General features: G+C 43.5%; 20 protein-coding genes. 8 read left to right on the forward strand and 12 right to left on the reverse strand.

Annotation, left to right across the window (positions count from 1 at the left end):
* Positions 1-2: 2 nt before the first annotated feature.
* The 4 genes from FET73_RS09555 to FET73_RS09570 all read right to left on the reverse strand — a co-directional run bounded on the left by FET73_RS09555 (position 3) and on the right by FET73_RS09570 (position 3,699).
* The gene (locus FET73_RS09555; RefSeq protein WP_154223717.1) at positions 3-974 is read right to left on the reverse strand and encodes a PhoH family protein; all 972 of its coding nucleotides are present in this window, start codon (positions 972-974) and stop codon (positions 3-5) included.
* On the reverse strand, positions 967-2,298 hold the full coding sequence (gene miaB, locus FET73_RS09560) for a tRNA (N6-isopentenyl adenosine(37)-C2)-methylthiotransferase MiaB (protein WP_154223718.1): 1,332 nt from the start codon (positions 2,296-2,298) through the stop codon (positions 967-969). The genes FET73_RS09555 and miaB overlap by 8 nt, the downstream gene beginning before the upstream one ends.
* Positions 2,288-2,878: a CoA pyrophosphatase gene (locus tag FET73_RS09565; RefSeq protein ID WP_154223719.1), complete on the reverse strand. Its 591-nt coding sequence runs from the start codon at positions 2,876-2,878 to the stop codon at positions 2,288-2,290. The genes miaB and FET73_RS09565 overlap by 11 nt, the downstream gene beginning before the upstream one ends.
* 83 nt (positions 2,879-2,961) lie before the next feature.
* Positions 2,962-3,699 (reverse strand): FKBP-type peptidyl-prolyl cis-trans isomerase, encoded by a 738-nt coding sequence (locus FET73_RS09570; protein ID WP_179952208.1) that lies wholly within the window; start codon positions 3,697-3,699, stop codon positions 2,962-2,964.
* A gap of 142 nt (positions 3,700-3,841) precedes the next feature.
* On the opposite strand from FET73_RS09570, the gene FET73_RS09575 reads away from it, so the two are divergent.
* Positions 3,842-4,618 (forward strand): enoyl-CoA hydratase/isomerase family protein, encoded by a 777-nt coding sequence (locus tag FET73_RS09575; RefSeq protein ID WP_154223721.1) that lies wholly within the window; start codon positions 3,842-3,844, stop codon positions 4,616-4,618.
* 70 nt (positions 4,619-4,688) lie between these two features.
* On the opposite strand, the gene FET73_RS09580 is transcribed toward FET73_RS09575, so the two are convergent.
* Together FET73_RS09580 and FET73_RS09585 are read right to left on the reverse strand one after the other, a co-directional pair.
* Complete coding sequence (locus tag FET73_RS09580; RefSeq protein WP_154223722.1) at positions 4,689-7,793, reverse strand: efflux RND transporter permease subunit; 3,105 nt, start codon at positions 7,791-7,793, stop codon at positions 4,689-4,691.
* 3 nt (positions 7,794-7,796) lie between these two features.
* On the reverse strand, positions 7,797-8,948 hold the full coding sequence (locus tag FET73_RS09585) for an efflux RND transporter periplasmic adaptor subunit (RefSeq protein WP_218944307.1): 1,152 nt from the start codon (positions 8,946-8,948) through the stop codon (positions 7,797-7,799).
* A gap of 168 nt (positions 8,949-9,116) precedes the next feature.
* Between FET73_RS09585 and FET73_RS09590 the strand changes: the two genes are divergently transcribed.
* The 3 genes from FET73_RS09590 (at position 9,117) to FET73_RS09600 (ending at position 11,471) form a co-directional block, all read left to right on the forward strand.
* The gene (locus FET73_RS09590; RefSeq protein ID WP_179952209.1) at positions 9,117-9,740 is read left to right on the forward strand and encodes a TetR/AcrR family transcriptional regulator; all 624 of its coding nucleotides are present in this window, start codon (positions 9,117-9,119) and stop codon (positions 9,738-9,740) included.
* A 112-nt stretch (positions 9,741-9,852) separates the two neighbouring features.
* Complete coding sequence (trhO, locus tag FET73_RS09595) at positions 9,853-10,839, forward strand: oxygen-dependent tRNA uridine(34) hydroxylase TrhO (protein ID WP_154223724.1); 987 nt, start codon at positions 9,853-9,855, stop codon at positions 10,837-10,839.
* Positions 10,839-11,471: a lysoplasmalogenase gene (locus FET73_RS09600; protein WP_154223725.1), complete on the forward strand. Its 633-nt coding sequence runs from the start codon at positions 10,839-10,841 to the stop codon at positions 11,469-11,471. The genes trhO and FET73_RS09600 overlap by 1 nt, the downstream gene beginning before the upstream one ends.
* Here FET73_RS09600 and FET73_RS09605 read toward each other — a convergent pair.
* Together FET73_RS09605 and FET73_RS09610 are read right to left on the reverse strand one after the other, a co-directional pair.
* Complete coding sequence (locus FET73_RS09605; RefSeq protein WP_154223726.1) at positions 11,439-11,765, reverse strand: PilZ domain-containing protein; 327 nt, start codon at positions 11,763-11,765, stop codon at positions 11,439-11,441. The two genes, FET73_RS09600 and FET73_RS09605, sit on opposite strands and share 33 nt — an antisense overlap.
* A 3-nt stretch (positions 11,766-11,768) precedes the next feature.
* Positions 11,769-13,844, reverse strand: coding sequence for a DUF1631 family protein (locus FET73_RS09610; RefSeq protein WP_154223727.1), 2,076 nt, complete (start codon positions 13,842-13,844; stop codon positions 11,769-11,771).
* Between the two features lie 257 nt (positions 13,845-14,101).
* On the opposite strand from FET73_RS09610, the gene FET73_RS09615 reads away from it, so the two are divergent.
* The 4 genes from FET73_RS09615 to mmsB are packed head-to-tail and all read left to right on the forward strand — an operon-like array spanning position 14,102 to position 18,767.
* Positions 14,102-15,598, forward strand: a complete 1,497-nt coding sequence (locus FET73_RS09615) for a CoA-acylating methylmalonate-semialdehyde dehydrogenase (RefSeq protein WP_154223728.1) — start codon at positions 14,102-14,104, stop codon at positions 15,596-15,598.
* 39 nt (positions 15,599-15,637) lie between these two features.
* Entirely contained in the window at positions 15,638-16,798 is a 1,161-nt protein-coding gene (locus FET73_RS09620; RefSeq protein ID WP_154223729.1) for an acyl-CoA dehydrogenase family protein, read from the forward strand.
* On the forward strand, positions 16,798-17,868 hold the full coding sequence (locus FET73_RS09625) for an enoyl-CoA hydratase/isomerase family protein (protein ID WP_154223730.1): 1,071 nt from the start codon (positions 16,798-16,800) through the stop codon (positions 17,866-17,868). The genes FET73_RS09620 and FET73_RS09625 overlap by 1 nt, the downstream gene beginning before the upstream one ends.
* Entirely contained in the window at positions 17,865-18,767 is a 903-nt protein-coding gene (gene mmsB, locus FET73_RS09630) for a 3-hydroxyisobutyrate dehydrogenase (protein WP_154223731.1), read from the forward strand. Before FET73_RS09625 ends, mmsB begins: the two co-directional genes overlap by 4 nt.
* 62 nt (positions 18,768-18,829) lie before the next feature.
* Here mmsB and FET73_RS09635 read toward each other — a convergent pair whose 3' ends face one another.
* The 4 genes from FET73_RS09635 to surE form a co-directional block, all read right to left on the reverse strand.
* Positions 18,830-19,426 carry a hypothetical protein gene (locus tag FET73_RS09635; protein WP_154223732.1) on the reverse strand — a complete coding sequence of 199 codons (597 nt, stop codon included), beginning with the start codon at positions 19,424-19,426 and terminating at the stop codon, positions 18,830-18,832.
* Positions 19,427-19,575: 149 nt separating this feature from the next.
* Positions 19,576-20,535 carry a peptidoglycan DD-metalloendopeptidase family protein gene (locus tag FET73_RS09640; protein ID WP_154223733.1) on the reverse strand — a complete coding sequence of 320 codons (960 nt, stop codon included), beginning with the start codon at positions 20,533-20,535 and terminating at the stop codon, positions 19,576-19,578.
* Positions 20,532-21,191 (reverse strand): protein-L-isoaspartate(D-aspartate) O-methyltransferase, encoded by a 660-nt coding sequence (locus FET73_RS09645; RefSeq protein WP_154223923.1) that lies wholly within the window; start codon positions 21,189-21,191, stop codon positions 20,532-20,534. The genes FET73_RS09640 and FET73_RS09645 overlap by 4 nt, the downstream gene beginning before the upstream one ends.
* Positions 21,188-21,952, reverse strand: a complete 765-nt coding sequence (surE, locus tag FET73_RS09650) for a 5'/3'-nucleotidase SurE (RefSeq protein ID WP_154223734.1) — start codon at positions 21,950-21,952, stop codon at positions 21,188-21,190. The genes FET73_RS09645 and surE overlap by 4 nt, the downstream gene beginning before the upstream one ends.
* Positions 21,953-21,966 lie beyond the last annotated feature (14 nt).

Genomic DNA, 21,966 nt, shown 5'->3' on the forward strand with positions numbered 1-21,966 from the left:
GATTACCCGTTTCTGTCAGCCGCTTTGCCTTTCTTATCATAGGCATCTACAATCTTTTGAACCAAGTTGTGTCGAACCACATCTTTGGATTTAAACCAAGAAAAACTGATGCCTTTAATGCCTTCAAGCACTTGCATGGCATGTTTAAGGCCTGATGTTTCACCTGGACGCAAATCAATTTGAGTCACATCACCGGTAACCACAACAGTGGTGTTAAAGCCTGTACGCGTCAAAAACATTTTCATTTGTTCAACGGTGGTATTCTGCGCTTCATCCAAGATAACAAATGCATCATTCAAAGTACGACCACGCATGAAAGCCAATGGTGCCACTTCAATTTCGTTCTTCTCAAGCATTTTCTCGACTTTGTTGTGACCTAACATGTCATACAAAGCATCATACAAAGGACGCAAATAGGGATCAACCTTATCGCTCAAATCACCTGGTAAAAAACCCAGTCGTTCACCAGCTTCTACCGCTGGTCTCACCAAAACCAACCTTCTGACTCGATCGTGATTGAAGGCATCAACTGCACAAGCCACAGCCAAATAGGTTTTACCCGTTCCAGCTGGCCCTATACCAAAATTAATGTCATGGGTGACGATGTTATGCAGGTATTCTTTTTGGTTATCAGAACGACCTGAAATCACACCCGCTTTGGTTTGGATTGACACATCTTGTGGGATGTAATCAGGTTTGGTGGCATTGCCGGCTAATATCACATGGACAATTTCTGGATTCAATGCCTCTTTTTTGGCCTCTTTGACCAACAGCCTGAGCATCGCTTCAGCTTGTTTGACAACAGCGTCAGATCCGGTGATTTGGAATTGGTTGCCACGGGCGCGAATGTCTGCACCCGTGTGTTCTGCCAATTGTTTGAGGTGGGCATCTTGCTGACCATAAAGGTTAGCCAGCTTGCCATTATTCAAGTCAGAAAGCTTGATGTTTCTGACGGCTTGATTGTTTTCAGTCATTAACTGCTACACGTCCTCTCAAAGAGTTTCTTAAAGCTTCGGTAATGGTCACATCGACCATTTGACCGATCAAACGCTTGGGACCTTGGAAGTTCACCACGCGATTATTTTCTGTTTTACCAGATAATTCTTCTTCTGACCACTTAGAAGTGCCCTCAACCAATACTTTTTGTGTTGAACCCAACATTGACTGGCTGATTTCAGCTGCTTTTTCATTGATGGTTTTTTGCAAGAACTGTAACCGTTCTTTTTTCTCTTCCATCGGCGTTAAGTCTGGCATTGAAGAAGCGGGTGTGCCGGGTCTGGCTGAATAGATGAAACTGAAACTTTGGTCAAAGCCAATTTCTGTAATCAACTTCATGGTGTCTTCAAAATCTTTTTTACTTTCACCCGGGAAACCAATAATGAAGTCAGAAGACAAACTGATTTCAGGCCTTACTTCACGCAATTTGCGGATGGTTTGTTTGTATTCCAAAGCCGTATGGCCACGTTTCATCATAGACAAAACTCGGTCTGATCCACTCTGAACAGGTAAATGTAAATAGTTAGCCAATTCAGGAACGTCGCGGTAGGCTTCAACCAAAGCATCGGTGAATTCAACAGGATGTGAAGTGGTAAAGCGGATGCGTTCAATACCTTCAATCGCCGCCACATAATGTATCAACAAAGCCAAATCAACCACATCACCATCATGGGTTACGCCTCGGTAAGCGTTCACATTTTGGCCCAATAAGTTAACTTCTTTAACACCTTGTTCTGCCAAATCCATGATTTCAGCCAGCACGCCATCTAATGGACGAGAAACCTCTTCACCACGGGTATAAGGCACCACACAGAATGTACAGTATTTGCTGCAACCTTCCATGATTGATACAAATGCCGAGGGACCTTCTTTACGTGGCTTTGGCAAATTGTCGAATTTTTCAATTTCAGGGAACGAGATATCTACTTGCGGTTTGGCTTGCTCTTCACGGTCTTTCAATAGTGTCGGTAAACGGTGAATCGTTTGTGGTCCAAAAACCAAATCTACATAAGGTGCACGTTTGATGATGTCTTCACCTTCTTGTGAAGCCACACAACCACCCACACCAATGACCACATTAGGGTTCTTTTCTTTCAACTTGCGCCAACGACCCAATTGTGAAAACACTTTTTCCTGTGCCTTCTCACGAATCGAGCAGGTGTTGATGAGAATCACATCCGCATCTTCTTCAACATCTGTGATTTCTAAACCGTGTGACTTCAGTAACACGTCTTGCATCTTGTCAGAGTCATATTCGTTCATCTGACAACCATGTGTTCTTATAAATACTTTACCGCTCATGTCTTTCTTCTAATCTTTTGACTAATTTTACTATGATTTGAGCCGTTAAACCCCAAATCACGTCATCATTGTACTGATAAATATAGTAATGCGTTCTGCCGAATGGCGTTTTTGCATACTGCTTTTGCCTGTTGGCCTTGTCTTGAAAAAAAGCAAAGGGCACACCAAACACTTTATGCACTTCATTTTCATCCTTAAAAATTTCAAACCCATCTGCCAAAACACCGACAAATGGTGTCACTTCAAAGCCACTGATGGACGGCAAACTGTCCAAGTGACCCAACAGTTTGATGTCACTGGCGGGTACACCAATTTCTTCTTCCGTTTCTCGCAAGGCCGTGTTTCTGACATGCAAATCATTGGTTTCAAAAGCCCCGCCAGGAAAACTGACTTGACCAGAATGGTGCCTTAAATCTTTGTTTCTTTGTGTCAATAATACCCAGGGTTCGCCGCCTTTCCAATAAAAAGGAAACAACACCGCTGCAGCACGTTTATCAACTTCCGCCACACCAGACCAAACCGATTCAGGTAACCTATTTTGGTTTAATCCTGCTGTAATCTGCTTGATAAATTGTTGCATAACTTAATCATTAGCGACTGGTTCAGAAACGAAAAAAGGCAAGTAGGAAACTTGCCTTTCTCCATGTTTCTTATGCAATCTGTTTATTTTACTGCCAACAAATGTACATCAAACACCAAGACTTCATTCGGGCCGATAGGACCATTTGGAACACCTTGAACGCCGTAAGCCATTTCAGGTGGAAGGAAAACCTGCCACTTATCACCGGCTTTCATCATTGGAATGATTTCTCTCCAACCTTTCAATCCCACTTTGGTCATGTCCATGTCTAAAGGCTCTCCACGGGTGTACGTGCTGTCGAACTCTCTCATGTTGTCAAAGTTTTCAGAGCCAATCAGCGAACCACGGTAATGCAAAGAAACTGTATCGTTCACAGAAGCATTTTTACCACTGCCAGCTTCAATCACTCTGTATTGAACGCCTGATGCCAATTCTTTGATACCAGTTTTTTTGCGGTTTTGCGCTAAAAAGTCATCTGAACGCTTTTGGTTCTCTGCGGCCAATGATTGGTACTGCTCTGCTTGAAATAACTGAAGCTTTTGCTGGTATTTTGTAAATTCGGTGGTCATCAATTCTTTAGATACCGCGGGTTCTTTTTCTGACGCTGCATCTTTCATGCCTTTAAGGGCTTGGTCAACATCAATAGAAAAATCACTGCCTTTGCGACCTGCTAATTGTAAGCCCATGCGGTAACCTACTGCATAACTGGCTGCATTTTTATCAAATGTGATGTCTGCACTTTTGGGTAATTCTTGTTTTGGCGCTTGAGCTCCAGCAATCATTGCTGTACCAACCAATGCCAAGGTTAATAATTTTTTCATTCCAAACCTCATTTCAAAAAATTTAAGCGGCGTATTGTAAGCCACAAAACTACGATAAACAAGACAACCAAGCTGCTATAAAGTTCAATGAGGGTGATATAATGCCTGTTTTATTAATAAATCATTAAATGGAGCACAAAGCATGAGCAATGTCCTATCAGCGCTGAACAACAATGTAATGACAGTCACCATTAACCGTCCAGACAAATTAAATGCATTAAACCAAGCCACATTGGCTGAGTTATCCAACATCATCAGTGATGCCAAAGACAACAGCGAAGTTGCAGCCATTGTGATCACTGGAAGTGGTGACAAAGCCTTTGTCGCCGGTGCTGACATTTCAGAGTTGGCAACAACTGATGCCATGACAGGTATGAAGTTTGCTCAATTTGGTCAATCGGTTTTTGATGAAATCGAAAACTGTGGTAAACCCGTCATTGCTGCAGTTAATGGCTTCGCCTTGGGCGGCGGTTGTGAGTTGGCCATGGCTTGTCATTTGCGTGTGGCATCTGATAATGCCAAATTTGGACAACCTGAAATTAAATTGGGTGTTATTCCTGGGTTTGGTGGTACACAACGCTTAACACGCTTGGTAGGTAAAGGCCGCTCTATGGAAATGAACTTATTGGGCGACATGGTTTCTGCCGACAAAGCCGAACACATTGGCTTGGTTAACTTGGTGGTTCCACAAGGTGAACTGATGGCAACAGTCAACAAAATGGCTAACCAGTTAGCACAATCTGCACCTGTGGCCATGTCTATGGCGATTGATTCAATCAACCGAGGTTTAGAGTGCAGCCTGAACGAAGCTTTAGATTACGAAGTCAAAGCCTTCGGTATTTGTTGTGCCTCAGAAGACAAGAACGAAGGCACCAGTGCTTTCTTAGAGAAACGCAAAGCCAATTTCACTGGCAAATAAAGTCGATAATAAAAAAACGCCCACATCTGTTTCCAGAGTGGGCGTCAAAAAGGTCAATTATCGTGGGTAATTAATCTTTTTGTCTTCTGAACACTTTTTGCACCATCACATAAAACATCGGCACAAACAGGATAGCCAAGACGGTTGATGCAATCATGCCACCCATCACCGCGATACCAATCGCGTTTTGACTGGCCGCACCAGCCCCATCCGATAATGCCAAAGGTGTGACACCAAGAATAAATGCCAATGACGTCATCACAATTGGCCTGAAACGTTGTTTGGCAGAAACTGAAACTGCTTCCAGTAAGTCCATGCCCTGGTCTTTTAACTCTTTGGCAAATTCAACAATCAAAATCGCATTCTTTGAAGCCAAGCCTACAGTGGTTAACAAGGCCACTTGGAAATACACATCATTGGCCATTCCAAACCATCGACTGGCAACCACTGCACCCAAAATACCCAAAGGCACTGCCAGAATCACAGCAAACGGCACCGCCCAACTTTCATACAAAGCAGCCAAACTAAGGAAAACAATCAATACCGACAGTGCATACAGTGCCGGTGCTTGCGAGCCACTTTGTTGTTCTTCATAAGACAAACCAGACCAGGCCAGTTCTATTCCTTTGGGTAATTGATTAACAATCTTTTGAATCGCATCCATGGCTTCACCAGTACTGACACCAGGAGCCGCAGAACCTTGTACATTGACAGACGACTCACCATTAAACCGTTCCAGTTTGGGCGAGCCATACACCCACTCAGTATCGGCAAATCGGTTGAATGCCACCATCTCACCAAACTTGTTTTTAACATACCACTGAGACAAGTCTTCAGGGTTCATCCTGTGAGGTGCATCTGACTGTAAAAACACTTTTTTGATTTTTCCATTGTCTAAAAAATCATTGACATAGCGAGATCCCCAAGCAATTTGTAGGGTGCTGTTAATGTCATCCAAACTCAGACCCATAGCCGCCGCTTTTTCATTATCTATATTGATTTTGAATTGTGGCACATCATTCAAACCATTTGGCCTGACACCCACTAAATGCGGACTCTGTGATGCTGCACCTAACAATTGGTTCCTGGCATTCATCAACGCTTCATGTCCCAGACCCGCCTTATCAACCAACTGAAAATCAAAACCCGAAGCATTTCCCAGTTCTTGTATTGGCGGCGGAAAGAATGCGAATGCACTGGCGTCTTTGATCTGAGTAAAGGCGCCATATGCTTGACCTGCAATCGAAAACACACTTTGGTGAGCTTCAGGGCGCAACTCCCAGTCTTTCATGCGAACAAAACCCAGCGCTGCATTTTGTGCGGCACCACTGAAACTGAAACCAACAATGGTAAACAAATGCTCTACATTGTCACCTTGCTGATCCAACATATAATCTTCCACTTGCTTTACAGACTCTAATGTCCTTTCTGCCGTGGCACCAGCGGGCGCATTAACCATGACAAACATCGTTCCCTGATCTTCATCAGGCAAAAATGATTTGGGTAAGCTGAGAAAAACATAAGCCACTATTGCCAATAACAAACCATACAAAACAAAAAATCGCATGATGCGTCTGGCCATATAGGACGTAACCTTTTCATAGCCTGAACGCAAAGCGTTGAAATTGCGGTTAAACCAACCAAAGAACCCGGTATTTTTTCTTCTACTCTCGTCTTTGTTGTGCTTCAAAAATGTGGCACACAAAGAAGGCGATAAAACCAAAGCAACAACCACAGATAAAAACATGGCAGAAACGATGGTGATCGAAAACTGACGATAAATTGAACCTGCCGAGCCTGCAAAAAACGCCATCGGTATAAACACTGCTGACAACACCACTGCAATACCAATCAAAGCACCTGTAATTTGTTCCATTGACTTCTTGGTTGCCTCTTTAGGTGACAAGCCTTCTTCGCTCATCACACGCTCGACATTTTCCACCACCACAATGGCATCATCGACTAACAGACCAATAGCCAACACCATAGCAAACATGGTCAATACGTTGATCGAAAAGCCAAAGGCTGACAATATCGCAAAAGTACCCAACAGCACCACAGGAACAGCAATGGTTGGAATCAATGTGGCACGAAAATTTTGCAAGAACAGCAACATCACAAAGAACACCAGAACCACCGCTTCGATCAAGGTCATGACCACTGAATTGATAGACAACTCAATAAATGGCGTGCTGTCAAAAGGGTATATAACTTTAACATTGCTAGGTAAAAATTTAGACAGTTCTTCCACTTTTGCTTTTACCGCATTGGCAGTATCGAGTGCGTTGGCTCCTGTGGCCAATGAAACTGCTAAACCTGTTGCTGGCTGTCTTTTGTAACGGGCAATGGTGCCATAGGATTCTGAACCTAATTCGACCCTGGCCACATCACTCAAACGTACCTGCCCACCACCTGATTCCACGCGCAAAATAATTTTTTGAAAATCTTCAACAGTTTGTAACCTTGATTGTGCCGTCACCGTGGCATTGATTTGCTGACCTTCTATTGCTGGTAATGCACCAAGTTGACCCGCAGAAATATCAGTATTTTGTTGTCTGATTGCATTTTGCACATCAACTGGCGTCATGTTGTAACTGAATAATTTGGCCGGATCCAACCAAATACGCATCGCGTGCTGTGAACCAAAGACAGTTACACTACCAATACCATTGATACGGGACAAAGGGTCTCTGAAATTAGATGCCAGCAAATCACCCAAATCTCCTTGGGAAACACTGCCATCTTCACTGTAAATACCCACAACCAATAAAAATGTATTGTTAGACTTGGTCACTGTTACGCCTTGCGCTTGTACTTCTTGTGGCAATAGACTGACCGCTCCTTGCACTTTATTTTGTGTTTGCACCTGTGCTATGTCTGGATCCACACCAGGTTCAAATGTGATATTGATGGTCATTGAACCATCTTGACTGCTTGAATTGTAATAACGCAATTGATCAATACCTGTCAACCGCTGTTCAATCACTTGAGTCACTGCATTTTCAACTGTTTTAGCAGAAGCACCTGGGTAGGCAGCAGTAATAGATACAGCAGGTGGTGCAATTTTAGGGTACTGCTCTACCGGCAATGTTCTGAGTGCCAATACACCTGCTAACATGATGATAATAGCTATTACCCATGCAAAAACCGGCCTGTCTATAAAAAACTTTGCCATGCGTTATTCCCCTGTTTTCAAAAGATTAGCTTTACCAGGCTGTACCCACTTTTTGAAATCCACCTCTGCTCCAGGTGTCAATCGCTGATACCCTTCAATCACAACCCGTTCCCCAGCTTCGAGGCCTTGAGTGACTATCCAATGGTCATTATGAGCTTGATCGGCTTTGATTATTCTGGAATTGACTGTATTGTCTGGACTGATTACCCAAACCTGTAAATCCCCATTAGGATTTCGAGTTGTCGCCCTTTGTGGCACCAAAATGTGATTTTGCATCCCCAAAGAAACCTCAGCATTGACAAACAAACCAGGTAACAAATGACCACTTTGATTGTTCAGTTTTGCTCTGAGGGCTACTGAACCTGTATTTTCATCAACTGTAACCGCTGAAAATATCAATTCACCATGTTCAGTGTCATACCCTTTCAATTGAACTGAAACCTGTTCATTTGAATTGATATGTTTTTGAATAGGCTGTAGGTCATCACCAGATACTTGCATGTCAACATAAATCGGGTTGAGCTGTGTGATGGTAGTCAATACCGCTGACTGACTTGCTGTTACCAAAGCGCCAACCGTGACATTTGATTTCCCAATACGCCCAGAAATTGGCGCATAAACTCGCGTATAATCAAGATTGATTTTTTCCAAAGATACCGCCGCTTCGGCAACCGCAATAGCCGCTTTGGCTTGATCAAACTGGGCTTCTACATCCTCTAAGTCTTGTTGGCTTACGGCCTGGCTGCCGACCAATGATTTAACTCTGTTTAATCTGGCTTGGATAGATTTAAAACTGGCTTTGGCACTCTGCAGATTGGCTTGCGCACTTTTTAGATTGGCTTCATATCTGGCATCATCTAATTGATACAGTTGCTGGCCTTTAACTACCAAAGCACCCTCTTTAAACATCCTTTTTGTGATGATCCCTGTTACTTGAGGCCTCACTTGAGACTGCTGAAATGCCACCGTTCTGCCAGGAAAACTCATTTTCACATCAACTAACTCTGTTTGAACAACATGCGCAGTCACGCTTACTTTCATAGGACTTGCCATCTGTTGTGTGACTGATGCCGCATCGTCCTGACCACTTTGATAATACCAAACACCCGCACTGACCAACATCAGCATGGCCACTGTTATTACTTTATTTTTCATACTTAAACTCTGTTTATTGTCTTTTATTTTTTTCGGTTGAACTCATTGCAAATTCAACATAACTTACCGCTTTGCGTGTGAAGCAAACGTTATGGGTTCTAGGGTTTTGCATTATACATACACGTATGTATGTTGTCAATCCTAAACAATTATGTTAAACTGCCCGCCATGAAAAAAACCAAAGAAGAAGCACAAAAAACCAAAGACAAAATCCTGGCTGCCGCTTTGGATTGCTTTTCTGAACACGGTTATTTCAACACCTCTTTGGACCAAATTGCCAAACAAGCGGCAGTAACACGTGGCGCTGTTTACTGGCACTTTAACAACAAACCTGAAATTTTTGACGCCCTCCACACCCTATTGCATGAACCGTTTATCCAAATCATTCTGGAAGATTTAGAACAAGAGGCCGCCGAACCCATCAGCCAATTGAAAATGCTATGCATCAAACTGTTACACAACCTTAAAGACAACCAAACCAAAACTCGCATCATGAAGCTGTTTTTTGAGTGTGACTATTCAGGTAACTTGGAACAATTTAAAAAACCACACCAAGACCGAAAACTTAACAGCCTCAAATTGTTTATCAAATACTTTGAAAGGGCGCAGGCTGTTGGTCACTTGAACCCAGAGGCTGACCCTGAAGTTTTGACATTGACTTTGCATTGCTTTTTAAAGGGCATTTTATTTGAATACCTCAATGGTTCAGGCTTGATAGACATCGAATCACACGGCACAAAATTAGTTAATCAGTTCTTTCTCGGCTTTAACCAATGCCACAAATCAACATAAATCCCCTGATAAGTAAGAAAAACAGCCACATATCCTTGGTATTTTTAATTTTCTGACTAAAATAACGCTGAATTAATTGCGCCCGATTTACGTTCGGGTCAGCGGAGTAGCTATGAAAAACCAATACCAAGTCTCAGCACTTTATCATTTTGTGCGGCTAGAAAATTTTGAAACGTTAAAACAACCTTTGTTGGATTGCATGATAGCCAATGAGGTCAAAGGCACCTTGCTTTTAGCCAATGAAGGCATCAATGGTACCATTGCTGGTACCACTGAAGGCATCCAAGCAGTATTCAATCACCTCAAAACAGACCACAGGCTTCAAGACATCAGAAGCAAAGAGTCATTCACGGACACCCTGCCCTTTTACCGCTCCAAGGTGAAACTGAAAAAAGAAATCGTCACCATGGGTGTAGAGGGCATTGATCCAAGACATGTAGTTGGCACCTATGTTAAGCCCAAAGATTGGAATGATTTAATCTCAGACCCTGATGTGGTTGTGGTTGATACTCGAAATGATTACGAATACCAAATCGGATCATTTGAAAATGCACTTAACCCAAACACAGAAACATTCAGAGAGTTTCCAGATTATGTAGCCAAAAACTTAGACCCTGAAAAACACAAAAAAGTCGCGATGTTCTGTACTGGCGGTATCCGCTGCGAAAAATCAACAGCTTACCTGAAAGAGCAAGGCTTCGAAGATGTCTACCATTTAGAAGGTGGTATATTAAAATATCTAGAAGATGTTCCCAAAGAAAATACCATGTGGGAAGGCGAATGTTTTGTCTTCGATAACCGCGTGGCAGTCAATCACGACTTGGAAAAAGGCCAGTACGACCAATGTTTCGCCTGTCGTTACCCCATCACCGAAGAAGAGAAACAATCTGATAAGTACCAGAAAGGCGTTTCATGTCCCCATTGTTACGACCAAACCACAGCTGAACAGCGAGCACATTTTGCTGAGCGTGAGAAACAAATGCAATTAGCCAAAGCCCGTGGTGAAGACCACATTGGCATGTCTGCATGTGATGCGATTGCAAAACGACGTGCAGAAAAAATTGCGGCTAAAAACAAAATGAGGGCCAACAGTAAATAATGCTGTTAATAATCAGCTGTTTTGTATGCTGTGCCACCAGCCTTTGGCTGAGTTTTGTCGCTCAACCCAAACTGGCAGGAAGTTTTAAAATCCTTGCCAGTTTAAGTGTTGTTTTATTGGCATATTCACTCAAACTGTTTGAGACTTCACCTTGGTTCGTTACAGGGTTAATGTTTTGTATGATTGGCGATGCTTGGTTAATTATTAAAGGTAAAGGCTTGGCATTCACTTTTGGTATAATCAGCTTTATGCTAGCGCATGTTCTTTATGCCCTGGCTTTTATCGAATCCGGCATTGTCGTGAATACCTTGATATTTTCCGCTGTGGTTGTTGTGATTTTTACATGGGTTCTCGCTCAGTGGCTGCTGAAGGGGTTGCGCCCAATCCATAAGAAGTTGGTGGTGGGTTACTTGTTGGTGATTGGCACCATGGTCAGCCTTTCTTGGAGTACTTTAAATCAAACAGAAGTGACCATTTATTTCGGCCTGGGTGCCAGTTTGTTTGCTGCTTCAGATGTGTTTGTTGCCATAAACCGCTTTAAAAATCCTGCATTTATCAACAGGATATTGGGGTTACCCTTATATTATACTGCGCAGTGCTTACTCACTTTGGGTTTCTATAAAATGCTGTAATCGACCTTTGTCATCTTCAGATATGTCAATGATCATAAATCCACCATAAGTCATTCCAGATTCTTGGGTCTCCGCCCAAACACACTCCAAACCAACAGAAAGCTCGTAACCACCCAAACTCAGTTTAGTTTGAAACATTTGATCGTCTGAAAACTTCTGTCTAGATGCCAACATCATCCCACTGATAGAGATGTTCACAATTTGAGCCAACACATCACCACCAATAAAGTTAATGACATCAATACGTTCCTTAGGGTTAACCCGCTTTGCTCTTTGTGTTTCGTTATTTTCCATTAATCAAGCCTGTTTCTTTTGTTTGTGATTGTTTATTTTTTTTAAAATGATTCTCATGGTTCTGTCAAAATAACCTTTTTTAGCTGGCTCAACCAAAACCACCACACCTTCCGCCATTTCACTGACTACTTGTTTGATACTCCGCTTTTCAGATCGATCTCCTGTTGGATCTGACAGCACCACATTATCAAGATCCCTATTTTGCCAGCACAATATCTTTCTCCTGTCATTGTCTTCTTCATATAAAAAGTCCAACATGGTACCCACTGGCAATGCCAAAAATTGACGGTAAATTTTTTCTTCAACTGCTGATAAGGTTTTGTTTACATAAGGAGAGGCTTGACCACCATCAATTGCCGACTGTGCAGAAGAACCTAACAACTGTTTGCTTTGAAACGCACTGAAGTCTTGTGCTGCATTCATCCAAGACATATAGCTACCAAAATTAGATTCCGTATTCAAAATATCAGCAGCCTGAAAATTCAGTGTCATCATCAGTTGACATGAACGCTTGGTGATATCAAAGCCATGCTTCTTGGCATATTTATGACTGTATTCTGAGGGTAAAGTCAGTTGATGAACGTCTCTGGCTAATATTTTTAATTCACGCCAAGAATCTGAATCTTTACCATGCTGCAACACCGACATGGACAAAGCATCCGCCAAAACACGTTGATAAAATTGCTGCACAAATTCAACTGGATTAGCAGCAACATATTGCTCTATATATTGCTCCACCACTTGTCGGGTAACGCGTAAACGGTCTTTTCCTGCTGATTCAGCCTGAAGCTTTTGTATTCCTTTCAATGCTTGCTCATGCTCAATGGACAACCAATCTGACAAGTCATTGTTGGTAATTTCAAAAACCCTTGGATTGGTTTGATAACCATCATTGATAAGACCGCCAAACACCAACAATTCATTCAAGTTATTGCACCCAAACCAGTCACTACCAGCTTGTAATAATTGCTCTAAAAACTGCCTGGCTGGATGCAAACCATCATTGAAAAATTCAGGCTCTTTAATCACGGTAACCATCAAGGGTTTAACCAACACATTCAAAGCAACTATCACTCGGTCATCAAGGTCCTTATCAGTCACAATACCTTCTGCCAGCATACCTAACACATCCATGCTTTGTGATGCCAACTTGGGTAATACAGGGGCTGCTATATCTAAATGGCTTTCTATGTAATCCAAAACCTTTGCTTTGAGTTGCTTCACACCTTTGAAGTTTAAGCTCAAGGATTTAGGGAGATGGACAGCGTTTATTGCTTGTATCAACTGATCTACAGAAACATAGTTTCGTTGTCCTGTTGCATCATGATATGCGTGAATGTCCTCCATGGCTTTAAATAGATCCAACATCAAGTCATCTGACAACTTGAAGTTTTTATTTAGGTCACTTGAACCGGTAGCAACTGTTTTTGCGCTGATTTCAACTCGCTGACGTTTTGCGTGTTGTTGCATAGATTCCAAATTAGGTAAAATTCCCGCATCGGCATAAACTTGATTGATCTTTTGGTACAGGTCGGCCACAGAGTTTGACAATATTTGACTGAACGCATGCATCAATTTCAGTTGATTCTCTTGATTCAGTTCGACTGCCAAAAACACTTCTTTTAACATTTGGGTGATGTTAGCCAAACCAAACGGCATAGACTGAATGTCAATTTTTCCGAAATAAAACAGCGCTTTGTTCCTTTTCTCCAATAAGGAAAAAGCTTGATTGAAGCGGATTTTCAACACAGCTTCCAACTGTGACACGGCCATTGCCAATTCAATGTGGTCAAATCCAACAGAAGAAAAAACAGACGCACCGCGCACAGACTTTTCTTCTCTATTCTCCAGATGTAAAGTTTGTTCGAAAATTTTAACCGCCACATCATGAAAGGCATCAATCAAAATTTGGTGTTTTCGTTTCAGTTCATAATCTAAATCTTCAGCTTTTCTTTGGCGCAGCGCTTCGGTCAATGACTGTTGCCAACAAGCTTCCATGTGCGCTATGTACATTTCACAAGCTGGCTCAATCTTTTGCCTTGAAAGTGCGGTTAAAGCTGCGATTTTAGACTGATTCATTCTGTCGTAATTACTTGATTATTCAATGATTCTATCAGATATTTTAAGAAATCTGAACTGTTTTTGAATTCACTTTTAATCTGGCCTGATAAATCGCAAAAGCCACATTCTGAATTACAACGTTTTCCAAGCTTAAAAGTGTTATAATACGTCGCGCTTTGATTGGGGGACAACCAGCCAAAGCGAACCCATTGACACTTCTTGTTCTGCTCAGGACAAGAAAGGATTCAAATCAACACAAATAATCAAGGTGTATTATGACAAAACAAGTTTCCATGTTTATCGATGGCCAAGCCGTCATCAGTAAAACAAACGATTGGTTGGACGTGACCGATCCTGCCACTCAAGAAGTGATTTGCACAGTGCCTATGGCCACTGAATCTGAAATGGAGCAAGCGATTGCTTCAGCTAAAAATGCTTTTGAAACATGGAAAGACGTGCCGGTTACCAAACGTGCCCGCATGATGTTGCAATACCAACATTTATTGAAAGAACACCATGATGAGTTGGCTGAAATTTTGGCCCTTGAAACAGGTAAAAACTTCGAAGATGCCAAAGGCGACGTGTGGCGTGGTATTGAAGTGGCAGAACATGCCGCCAACATCCCTAACATGATGATGGGCGAAACAGTTGAAAACGTTGCCTCTAAAGTTGACACCTATTCTTTGATTCAACCTTTGGGCGTTTGTGCCGGTATCACACCATTTAATTTCCCTGCGATGATTCCTTTGTGGATGTTCCCTATGGCCGTTGTTTGTGGCAACACATTCATCTTAAAACCTTCTGAGCAAGATCCAAACACACCGATGCGTTTGGCTGAATTGTTCTACGAAGCAGGTTTTCCTCGTGACGTATTACAAGTGGTTCATGGCGGTAAAGATCAAGTGAATCAAATATTGCACCACGATGACATCGAAGCGATTTCTTTCGTCGGTTCAGTACCTGTAGGCGAACACATTTACAAAACAGGTACCGATAACTTGAAACGTGTTCAAGCTTTTGCTGGTGCTAAAAACCACATGGTTGTGATGCCAGATGCCAACAAAAACCAAGTGATCAATAATATTGCGGGCTCTGCCTGTGGTGCAGCCGGTCAACGTTGTATGGCAATTTCTGTCGCTGTATTGGTAGGTGAAGCGCAGTCTTGGTTAGACGAAATCAAAGGCAAGATGACTGAAATGAAACCCGGTTACTGGGAAGATCCTAAGTCTTTTTACGGCCCATTGATTTCACCACAAGCCAAAGCACGCGTTGAAGGTTTGATTGCACAAGGTGTTGAAGAAGGCGCTGATTTGTTATTGGATGGCCGAGGCTTGGAAGTCGAAGGTTACCCGAACGGCAACTGGATTGGACCCACATTATTCTCTAACGTCACCACTGACATGGAAATTTACAAAACTGAAATCTTTGGCCCCGTTTTGTGTGTCATGACAGCAGACACTTTGGAAGAAGCCATTGAGTTGATTAACAACAACCCTTACGGTAACGGCACGTCATTGTTCACATCATCAGGTGCAGCGGCGCGCAAATTCCAACATGAAATCAAAGTCGGCCAAGTGGGCATCAACATCCCTATTCCAGTGCCCTTGCCTTTCTTCTCATTCACTGGCTGGAGAAAATCCTTCTACGGTGACCAACACGCCTACGGCAAGCAAGCGGTTCGTTTCTACACCGAAACCAAGACCATTACTGCACGTTGGTTTGAAGACGACATTCCAGATGATGCGGCACCAAATGCCACCATTAATTTGTAATGCCAACTTGCTATTATTTGCTATTAGGAGGACTAAGTTATGAATTTTGATTTAAACGAAGACCAACAAGCTTTTGTCGATGCAGCCAAAGAATTTGCCTTAAGTGAAATGTCGCCGAATGCTGCCAAGTGGGACGAAGAAAGCCATTTTCCTGTCGATGTGATTAAATCCACCGGCGAACTGGGCTTTTTGGGCTTATATTCACCAGAACAGTATGGTGGTTTGGGTTTGAGCCGTTTGGATGCTTCTTTGATTTTCGAAGAAATGTCTAAACATTGCACATCAACCACAGCTTTTTTAACCATCCACAACATGTGTGCTTGGATGCTGACCTCATTTGGGTCAGAAACTTTGGCCAATGAATGGGGCACCAAACTGACTTCTGGTGAACTGTTGGCTTCTTATTGTTTGACCGAGCCTGGCCATGGTTCAGATGCCGCCAATTTGCAAACTTCTGCCAAAAAAGACGGTGACGAATACGTTCTTAATGGCAGCAAAACCTTCATATCAGGCGCAGGTTCTACTGATGTATTGATCGTGATGGCACGCACCGGCACCACTGGCCCCAAAGGCATTTCATGCTTTATGGTTCCTGCGGATGCCGCTGGCATCAGCTACGGTAAGAAAGAAGACAAAATGGGTTGGAATTCACAGCCCACACGCTTGATCACTTTTGAAGACGTGCGCATCCCAGCCGGTTATTTGATTGGTGATGAAGGCAAAGGCTTTACCTTCGCCATGAAAGGTTTAGACGGTGGTCGCATCAACATCGCTTCATGTTCTTTGGGCACGGCACAAGCGGCTGTCAACCAAGCACAGGCTTATATGTTGGAAAGAAAGCAGTTCACTAAAAAACTGGCTTCATTCCAAGCCCTGCAATTCAAATTGGCCGACATGGTTACTGAATTGATTGCGGCACGCCAAATGGTTCGCTTGGCTGCGGTTAAATTAGACAGCAAAGACCCACAAGCCACGGCCTATTGCGCCATGGCCAAACGTTTTGCTACCGATGTCTGCTTCCAAATTTGTGACGAAGCATTACAACTACACGGCGGTTATGGTTACATCAAAGAATACCCACTGGAACGACATGTGCGTGATTCGCGTGTACATAGAATTTTAGAGGGCACCAATGAAATCATGCGTTTGATTATTTCACGCAAAGTTTTGGAAGAAGGTGCCACTGAGGTGATCATCTGATGGCCATTGTTGCGGAGACTATTGAAACATCATTCGGCTTGTTGGGGAAAATCATCCTCGACAAACCGAAAGCTTTGAATGCTTTATCGACTGACATGATTGAGTCCATGCAAGTGGCTTTGGATGATTGGGCGACCAATGACGAAGTCAAAGCGGTATGGGTTGAAGGCGCAGGTGAGAAAGCATTCTGTGCCGGCGGCGACGTGGTGATGTTATACCACTCAATGAAAGAAACCGCAGCGGGCGATGTACCTGCCAAAGCCACTGAATTCTTCACCAAGGAATACAAACTCGACCAAACCATCCACGAATATGCCAAACCCGTTATCATTTGGGCTGACGGCATCGTCATGGGCGGCGGCTTGGGTGTTGCTGTCGGTGGTTCACACCGCATCGTAACAGAACGCTCTATGATCGCCATGCCAGAAGTGACCATCGGATTATACCCCGATGTCGGCGCTTCCTGGTTTTTCAACCGCATGCCAGGTAAATGTGCCGAATTTTTGGGCATGACTGGTGCACGAATGAATGCCGCCGATGCATTGTTCACCAAACTGGCAGACTTTGCTGTCGCATCCGAAGACAAAGACCATGTGCTTCAGGCCATAGCCAGCTCTGACGGCACACATGATGGTATCACAGAAGCCATCACCACCACACAAATGGAATGCCGCGTACATGAGTCTGCTTTGTGGATGAATTATGAGTTGATCAATGAACTGATGGCACCGACTGATTTATCTGATGTGGTGGCACAGTTTGAAGGCTTGGAAACCGATGACAAATGGTTGTCACGCGCCAAAGCTTCATTGTTAGGCGGCTCGCCGATGACTTTGGCTTTGGTAAGAGAGCAAATTGAAATGGCCAAACACATGAGCTTAGACGAAGTCTTTGCCATGGAATTGACGATGTCGGTTCAGTGCGCCATGCACCCAGATTTACAAGAAGGCATTCGCGCCTTGTTGATTGACAAAGACGGCACACCACAATGGAGCGTTTCATCAGTAGAAGACATCACTGATCAACAGCTTGCCGAATACTTTACAAAACCTGAGGGGATGACAAAATGACACAAAAAGTAGCATTTATTGGTTTAGGTAACATGGGCGGCCCCATGGCCAAAAACCTGATAAACGAAGGCTTTGCAGTCACCGTTTATGATTTGAACAAAGACGCCATGGCTGAATTGAAAGCCGCTGGCGCATCGATTGCAGCACAGGCCACTGATGCGGTCACTGACGCCGATTTTGTGATTTCCATGTTGCCCAATGGCGCCATCGTGAAATCCCTCTATATTGGCAACAACAAGGGCAACAACGGCTTAATCAGCCACTTGAAAAAAGACGTGCTGGTCATCGATTCATCGACCATTGCTGCCGATGATGCGCGTACCGTCGCCAAAGCCTGCGAGATCAGCGGCATTGCCATGATTGATGCACCGGTATCGGGCGGCACAGCTGCGGCACAAGCCGGTTCATTGACCTTTATTTGTGGTGGTGAAGCCGAACATTACGAGCGCGCTCAACCCGTTCTACAAGCCATGGGCAAGAACATTTTTCATGCTGGCACATCAGGTGCTGGACAAGTGGCCAAGATTTGTAACAACATGCTGCTGGCCATTCATATGATTGGTTCAGCTGAAGCGCTGAACATGGGCGCACAACAAGGCCTCGACCCAGCAGTGATGTCAGACATCATGAAAGCCAGCTCCGGCAACAACTGGTCATTACAAGTCTACAACCCCTACCCTGGCGTCATGGACAACGTGCCATCAAGTAATGGATACCAAGGTGGTTTCATGGTTGACTTGATGAGCAAAGATTTAGGTCTATCGCAAGAACTGGCTGCCAAAAGCCAAAGCGCCACACCACTGGGTGCATTGGCCACACAGCTATACCAAATCCACCAAGCCGCCGGGCAAGGTGGCAAAGATTTTTCCAGTATTTTAGAAATGCTGCAGAAGAATTGATTGTATAAAAATAACTGAGCTTGCTTTTATCTTATTGCAAGCTCAGGCCTTTACTTGCGGGCCTATTTTGCCGGAAAATAAAAGCCATCAAACCACACTTTCCACGTTTTTCCATCATCTATTGATTCTTCAAAAAACTGTCGGACAACACCTTGCTCTAATGGCGTCCATGTGCCTCGGAAATCTCTGACTTGTGGTTTTTGCTGACTTGATGCATAGTAGATTTTTCCAATCAATCGCATGGCTTTGTTTTTGCTTTTGGAATGATTTCCTTCTATATCAACCAACCCACCAGAATACTCAATCACTGTGCCACCACCGCTGACCCAACGTTGCACCCACTTTTCACTGATGCCATCGTAGTAATTCATGCTGGTGCCGGTACTGCCGCTGGCGCCTTGCCATTGCTCCATAATCAAACAACCTTGTTCAGTTCGAGTGATGCTGTTATGACCAAGTTTTGGGCCCCTTTTATCCAAACTTCCATAAACCTCCCACTCACCCAACCAGAAATCAAAAGCTCGGTAAATCTGATTTTCCATACATGGGAGCGGCTTTGACTTTTTAATGCCTGTGTCATTCTCTTCACTGGCAATTGATCCTGCAGACAGCAAAAGAAAAACAACTAACAAAACCACTTTAAATTCACTTTTCTTCATAAACAACCCTGCATAAATACACTATAGGCTAAGATTTAAGCACAATCTCGACTTGAGTGAGGCATTTTTGTTCCATAAATCAACTTAAGCGATTACACACCGGTGTAAAAACATTCAACATATACAACAGCTCTTTTTTCAATTCCTAACTAGGGCTTAACATAATTCAATGGATTGACTGGTTTGCCGTTTTTTCTGATTTCGAAATGCAGGTTGTTGACATTGGTGCCACTGGAACCCAGTTCAGCTATGGTTTGACCCACTTTAATCACATCACCCTCTGTAACCAAGCGTTTTTTGTTGTGGCCATAGGCGCTGAGGAATTGATCATTGTGTTTGATGATAATGAGTTCGCCATAGCCAAGCAAACCAGAACCAGAATAAACCACAACCCCAGGAGCCGCGGCTTTGACTGCCTGCCCCTCTTTACCACCTATGGATATGCCTTTGCGAGCGGGGTTACTGGCGAGGAAGGTGCTGCGGATTTTTCCTGCTGTGGGCCATGACCATGTGATGTTGCCGCTTTTGACGGCTGGCGTTTTGGCTGCAATGGCTTTGGGTTTTACTGCAGGCTTTGTGGCAGGTTTAACTGTCGACTGATTGGTTGGATTATTAGTTGGTTTTATAGCAGGTTTTGTGGCAACAGCGACTGGCTTTTTAACCACTGGCTTAGAACTGACTTTTGCCGGCTGATATTGACTCCCTTGGCTGTTTGCCAATGGTTTGGCCTGAATTTTGTGATTGGTAACTATGGGGTTGGTCTTTAAAGGCTGTGTGGTCACATAAGATTTCTTGCTGTCAGATTTAAGCTTTAAGGTTTGACCCGGATAAATTCTGTAAGGTTTTGAGATGTTGTTGATCTGGGCCAAAAATTTATAATCCAGGTCATATTTGAAACCAATGGAGTACAAAGTGTCGCCTTTTCGTACTTGATATTGGTCTCTGTTTTTTTTATTTTCAATGCGCTGTGCAGTTCTTCTTGAGCTGACCTTGCTGCTTTGAGCGTATTTTTTGGTATTGATCTCATCAACTCGAGCAGGCCTTTTTTTGCTACCACAGGCAGATAATAACGACAATACCAATGTCAGCAATACCAAACGAATCATCATCGCACCACCCCTTCTAACAGCGGCACAAAAAACACTTCGCCGAGCTTTTCTTGGCTGAATCCATCCTCACCTTTGATTAAAGCAATCAATTCTTGCTTGTCCTTGTCTCCCACTGGCAGAATCATTTTACCGCCTTCTTTCAACTGATCTAACAAGCTGTATGGAATTTTTTCTGGTGCCGCAGTACATATGATGACATCAAATGGTGCTTCGCTTGCCCAGCCCTCAAAACCATCACCTGTTTTACAGCGGATGTTCCTATAACCCATATTGATGAATCGGCGGCGCGCAGGCTTGGTTAACTTGTCAATCCGTTCAATGCTGAACACCTGATCGATTAATTGTCCCAAAACAGCGGCTTGATACCCAGAGCCTGTGCCTAATTCAAGGATTTTTTCTGGCACATCATCTTGTAAAATGACTTCCGTCATGCGTGCCACAACCCATGGTTGTGAGATGGTTTGGCCGTGACTGATGGGCAGAGCCGTGTCTTCATAAGCACGGTGTGATAAAGCCTCATCAACAAATAAATGTCTCGGCACATTAGACATGGCCATCAAAACACGTTCGTCATTGATGTTTTGTTGGCGCAGGCGTTCAATCATGCGCAATCGCGTGCGCTCTGATGTCATGCCTATGCCAACAGGACTCATCATAAATGATTGGCCCAAGTGCCTAATTCATTGATAAAATCATGCTTGGTCATGTCGGTCTGTATAGGAGAAATAGAAACATAACCATTTTTTACGGCGTGAAAATCTGTGCCTTCTCCTGCATCAGCTTCCGGGCCTGCAGGGCCAATCCAATACATTTTAAACCCTCGAGGGTCTGTAATCGGGATGGCATTTTCAGCTTTGTGTCGATTGCCTAACCTTGTGATTTTGACACCTTTGATTTCATCCACCTCTAAATTCGGTACATTGACATTCAATATGGTGTCTTGGGGTAAAGGATGGGTCATCACATGCTGGATGATTTTTTTCAGAAAATGGGTCACCGTGTCGTAATTTCTTTTTTGCCTTTTGCCTTTGACTGAATCTACAACTATTGAAGCAGCCACAGCAGGCAACCCCAAATAACGACCTTCTATCGCAGCAGCCACCGTACCTGAATACAATACGTCATCACCGAGGTTGGCTGAATTATTGATCCCTGATACCACCATGTCTGGTTCATCTTCCATCACACCCGTAACGGCTAAGTGAACACAATCTGTAGGCGTACCATAAACACTATAAACCTCTGGTTCCACTTTTTCCACACGAATGGGCCGATCTAAAGTCAAAGAGTTACTGGCGCCCGAACGGTCACGATTGGGCGCAAAAACCACCACATCACCTAAGTCTTTGAGCATACTGCTGAGTTTTTTTATGCCTTTGGCATGAACACCGTCGTCATTACTGACCAAAAATTTCATGGTTTGCCGTTGAT

The organism is Marinicella rhabdoformis (assembly GCF_009671245.1).
Taxonomy (GTDB): Bacteria; Pseudomonadota; Gammaproteobacteria; order Xanthomonadales; family Marinicellaceae; genus Marinicella; species Marinicella rhabdoformis.

Excerpts from the sequence above, each read along its gene's own strand:
- FET73_RS09555 (WP_154223717.1), bottom strand. The coding sequence starts at position 974 with ATGACTGAAAACAATCAAGCCGTCAGAAACATCAAGCTTTCTGACTTG.
- miaB (WP_154223718.1), bottom strand. The coding sequence starts at position 2,298 with ATGAGCGGTAAAGTATTTATAAGAACACATGGTTGTCAGATGAACGAA.
- FET73_RS09565 (WP_154223719.1), bottom strand. The coding sequence starts at position 2,878 with ATGCAACAATTTATCAAGCAGATTACAGCAGGATTAAACCAAAATAGG.
- FET73_RS09570 (WP_179952208.1), bottom strand. The coding sequence starts at position 3,699 with ATGAAAAAATTATTAACCTTGGCATTGGTTGGTACAGCAATGATTGCT.
- FET73_RS09575 (WP_154223721.1), top strand. The coding sequence starts at position 3,842 with ATGAGCAATGTCCTATCAGCGCTGAACAACAATGTAATGACAGTCACC.
- FET73_RS09580 (WP_154223722.1), bottom strand. The coding sequence starts at position 7,793 with ATGGCAAAGTTTTTTATAGACAGGCCGGTTTTTGCATGGGTAATAGCT.
- FET73_RS09585 (WP_218944307.1), bottom strand. The coding sequence starts at position 8,948 with ATGAAAAATAAAGTAATAACAGTGGCCATGCTGATGTTGGTCAGTGCG.
- FET73_RS09590 (WP_179952209.1), top strand. The coding sequence starts at position 9,117 with ATGAAAAAAACCAAAGAAGAAGCACAAAAAACCAAAGACAAAATCCTG.
- trhO (WP_154223724.1), top strand. The coding sequence starts at position 9,853 with ATGAAAAACCAATACCAAGTCTCAGCACTTTATCATTTTGTGCGGCTA.
- FET73_RS09600 (WP_154223725.1), top strand. The coding sequence starts at position 10,839 with ATGCTGTTAATAATCAGCTGTTTTGTATGCTGTGCCACCAGCCTTTGG.
- FET73_RS09605 (WP_154223726.1), bottom strand. The coding sequence starts at position 11,765 with ATGGAAAATAACGAAACACAAAGAGCAAAGCGGGTTAACCCTAAGGAA.
- FET73_RS09610 (WP_154223727.1), bottom strand. The coding sequence starts at position 13,844 with ATGAATCAGTCTAAAATCGCAGCTTTAACCGCACTTTCAAGGCAAAAG.
- FET73_RS09615 (WP_154223728.1), top strand. The coding sequence starts at position 14,102 with ATGACAAAACAAGTTTCCATGTTTATCGATGGCCAAGCCGTCATCAGT.
- FET73_RS09620 (WP_154223729.1), top strand. The coding sequence starts at position 15,638 with ATGAATTTTGATTTAAACGAAGACCAACAAGCTTTTGTCGATGCAGCC.
- FET73_RS09625 (WP_154223730.1), top strand. The coding sequence starts at position 16,798 with ATGGCCATTGTTGCGGAGACTATTGAAACATCATTCGGCTTGTTGGGG.
- mmsB (WP_154223731.1), top strand. The coding sequence starts at position 17,865 with ATGACACAAAAAGTAGCATTTATTGGTTTAGGTAACATGGGCGGCCCC.
- FET73_RS09635 (WP_154223732.1), bottom strand. The coding sequence starts at position 19,426 with ATGAAGAAAAGTGAATTTAAAGTGGTTTTGTTAGTTGTTTTTCTTTTG.
- FET73_RS09640 (WP_154223733.1), bottom strand. The coding sequence starts at position 20,535 with ATGATGATTCGTTTGGTATTGCTGACATTGGTATTGTCGTTATTATCT.
- FET73_RS09645 (WP_154223923.1), bottom strand. The coding sequence starts at position 21,191 with ATGATGAGTCCTGTTGGCATAGGCATGACATCAGAGCGCACGCGATTG.
- surE (WP_154223734.1), bottom strand. The coding sequence starts at position 21,952 with ATGAAATTTTTGGTCAGTAATGACGACGGTGTTCATGCCAAAGGCATA.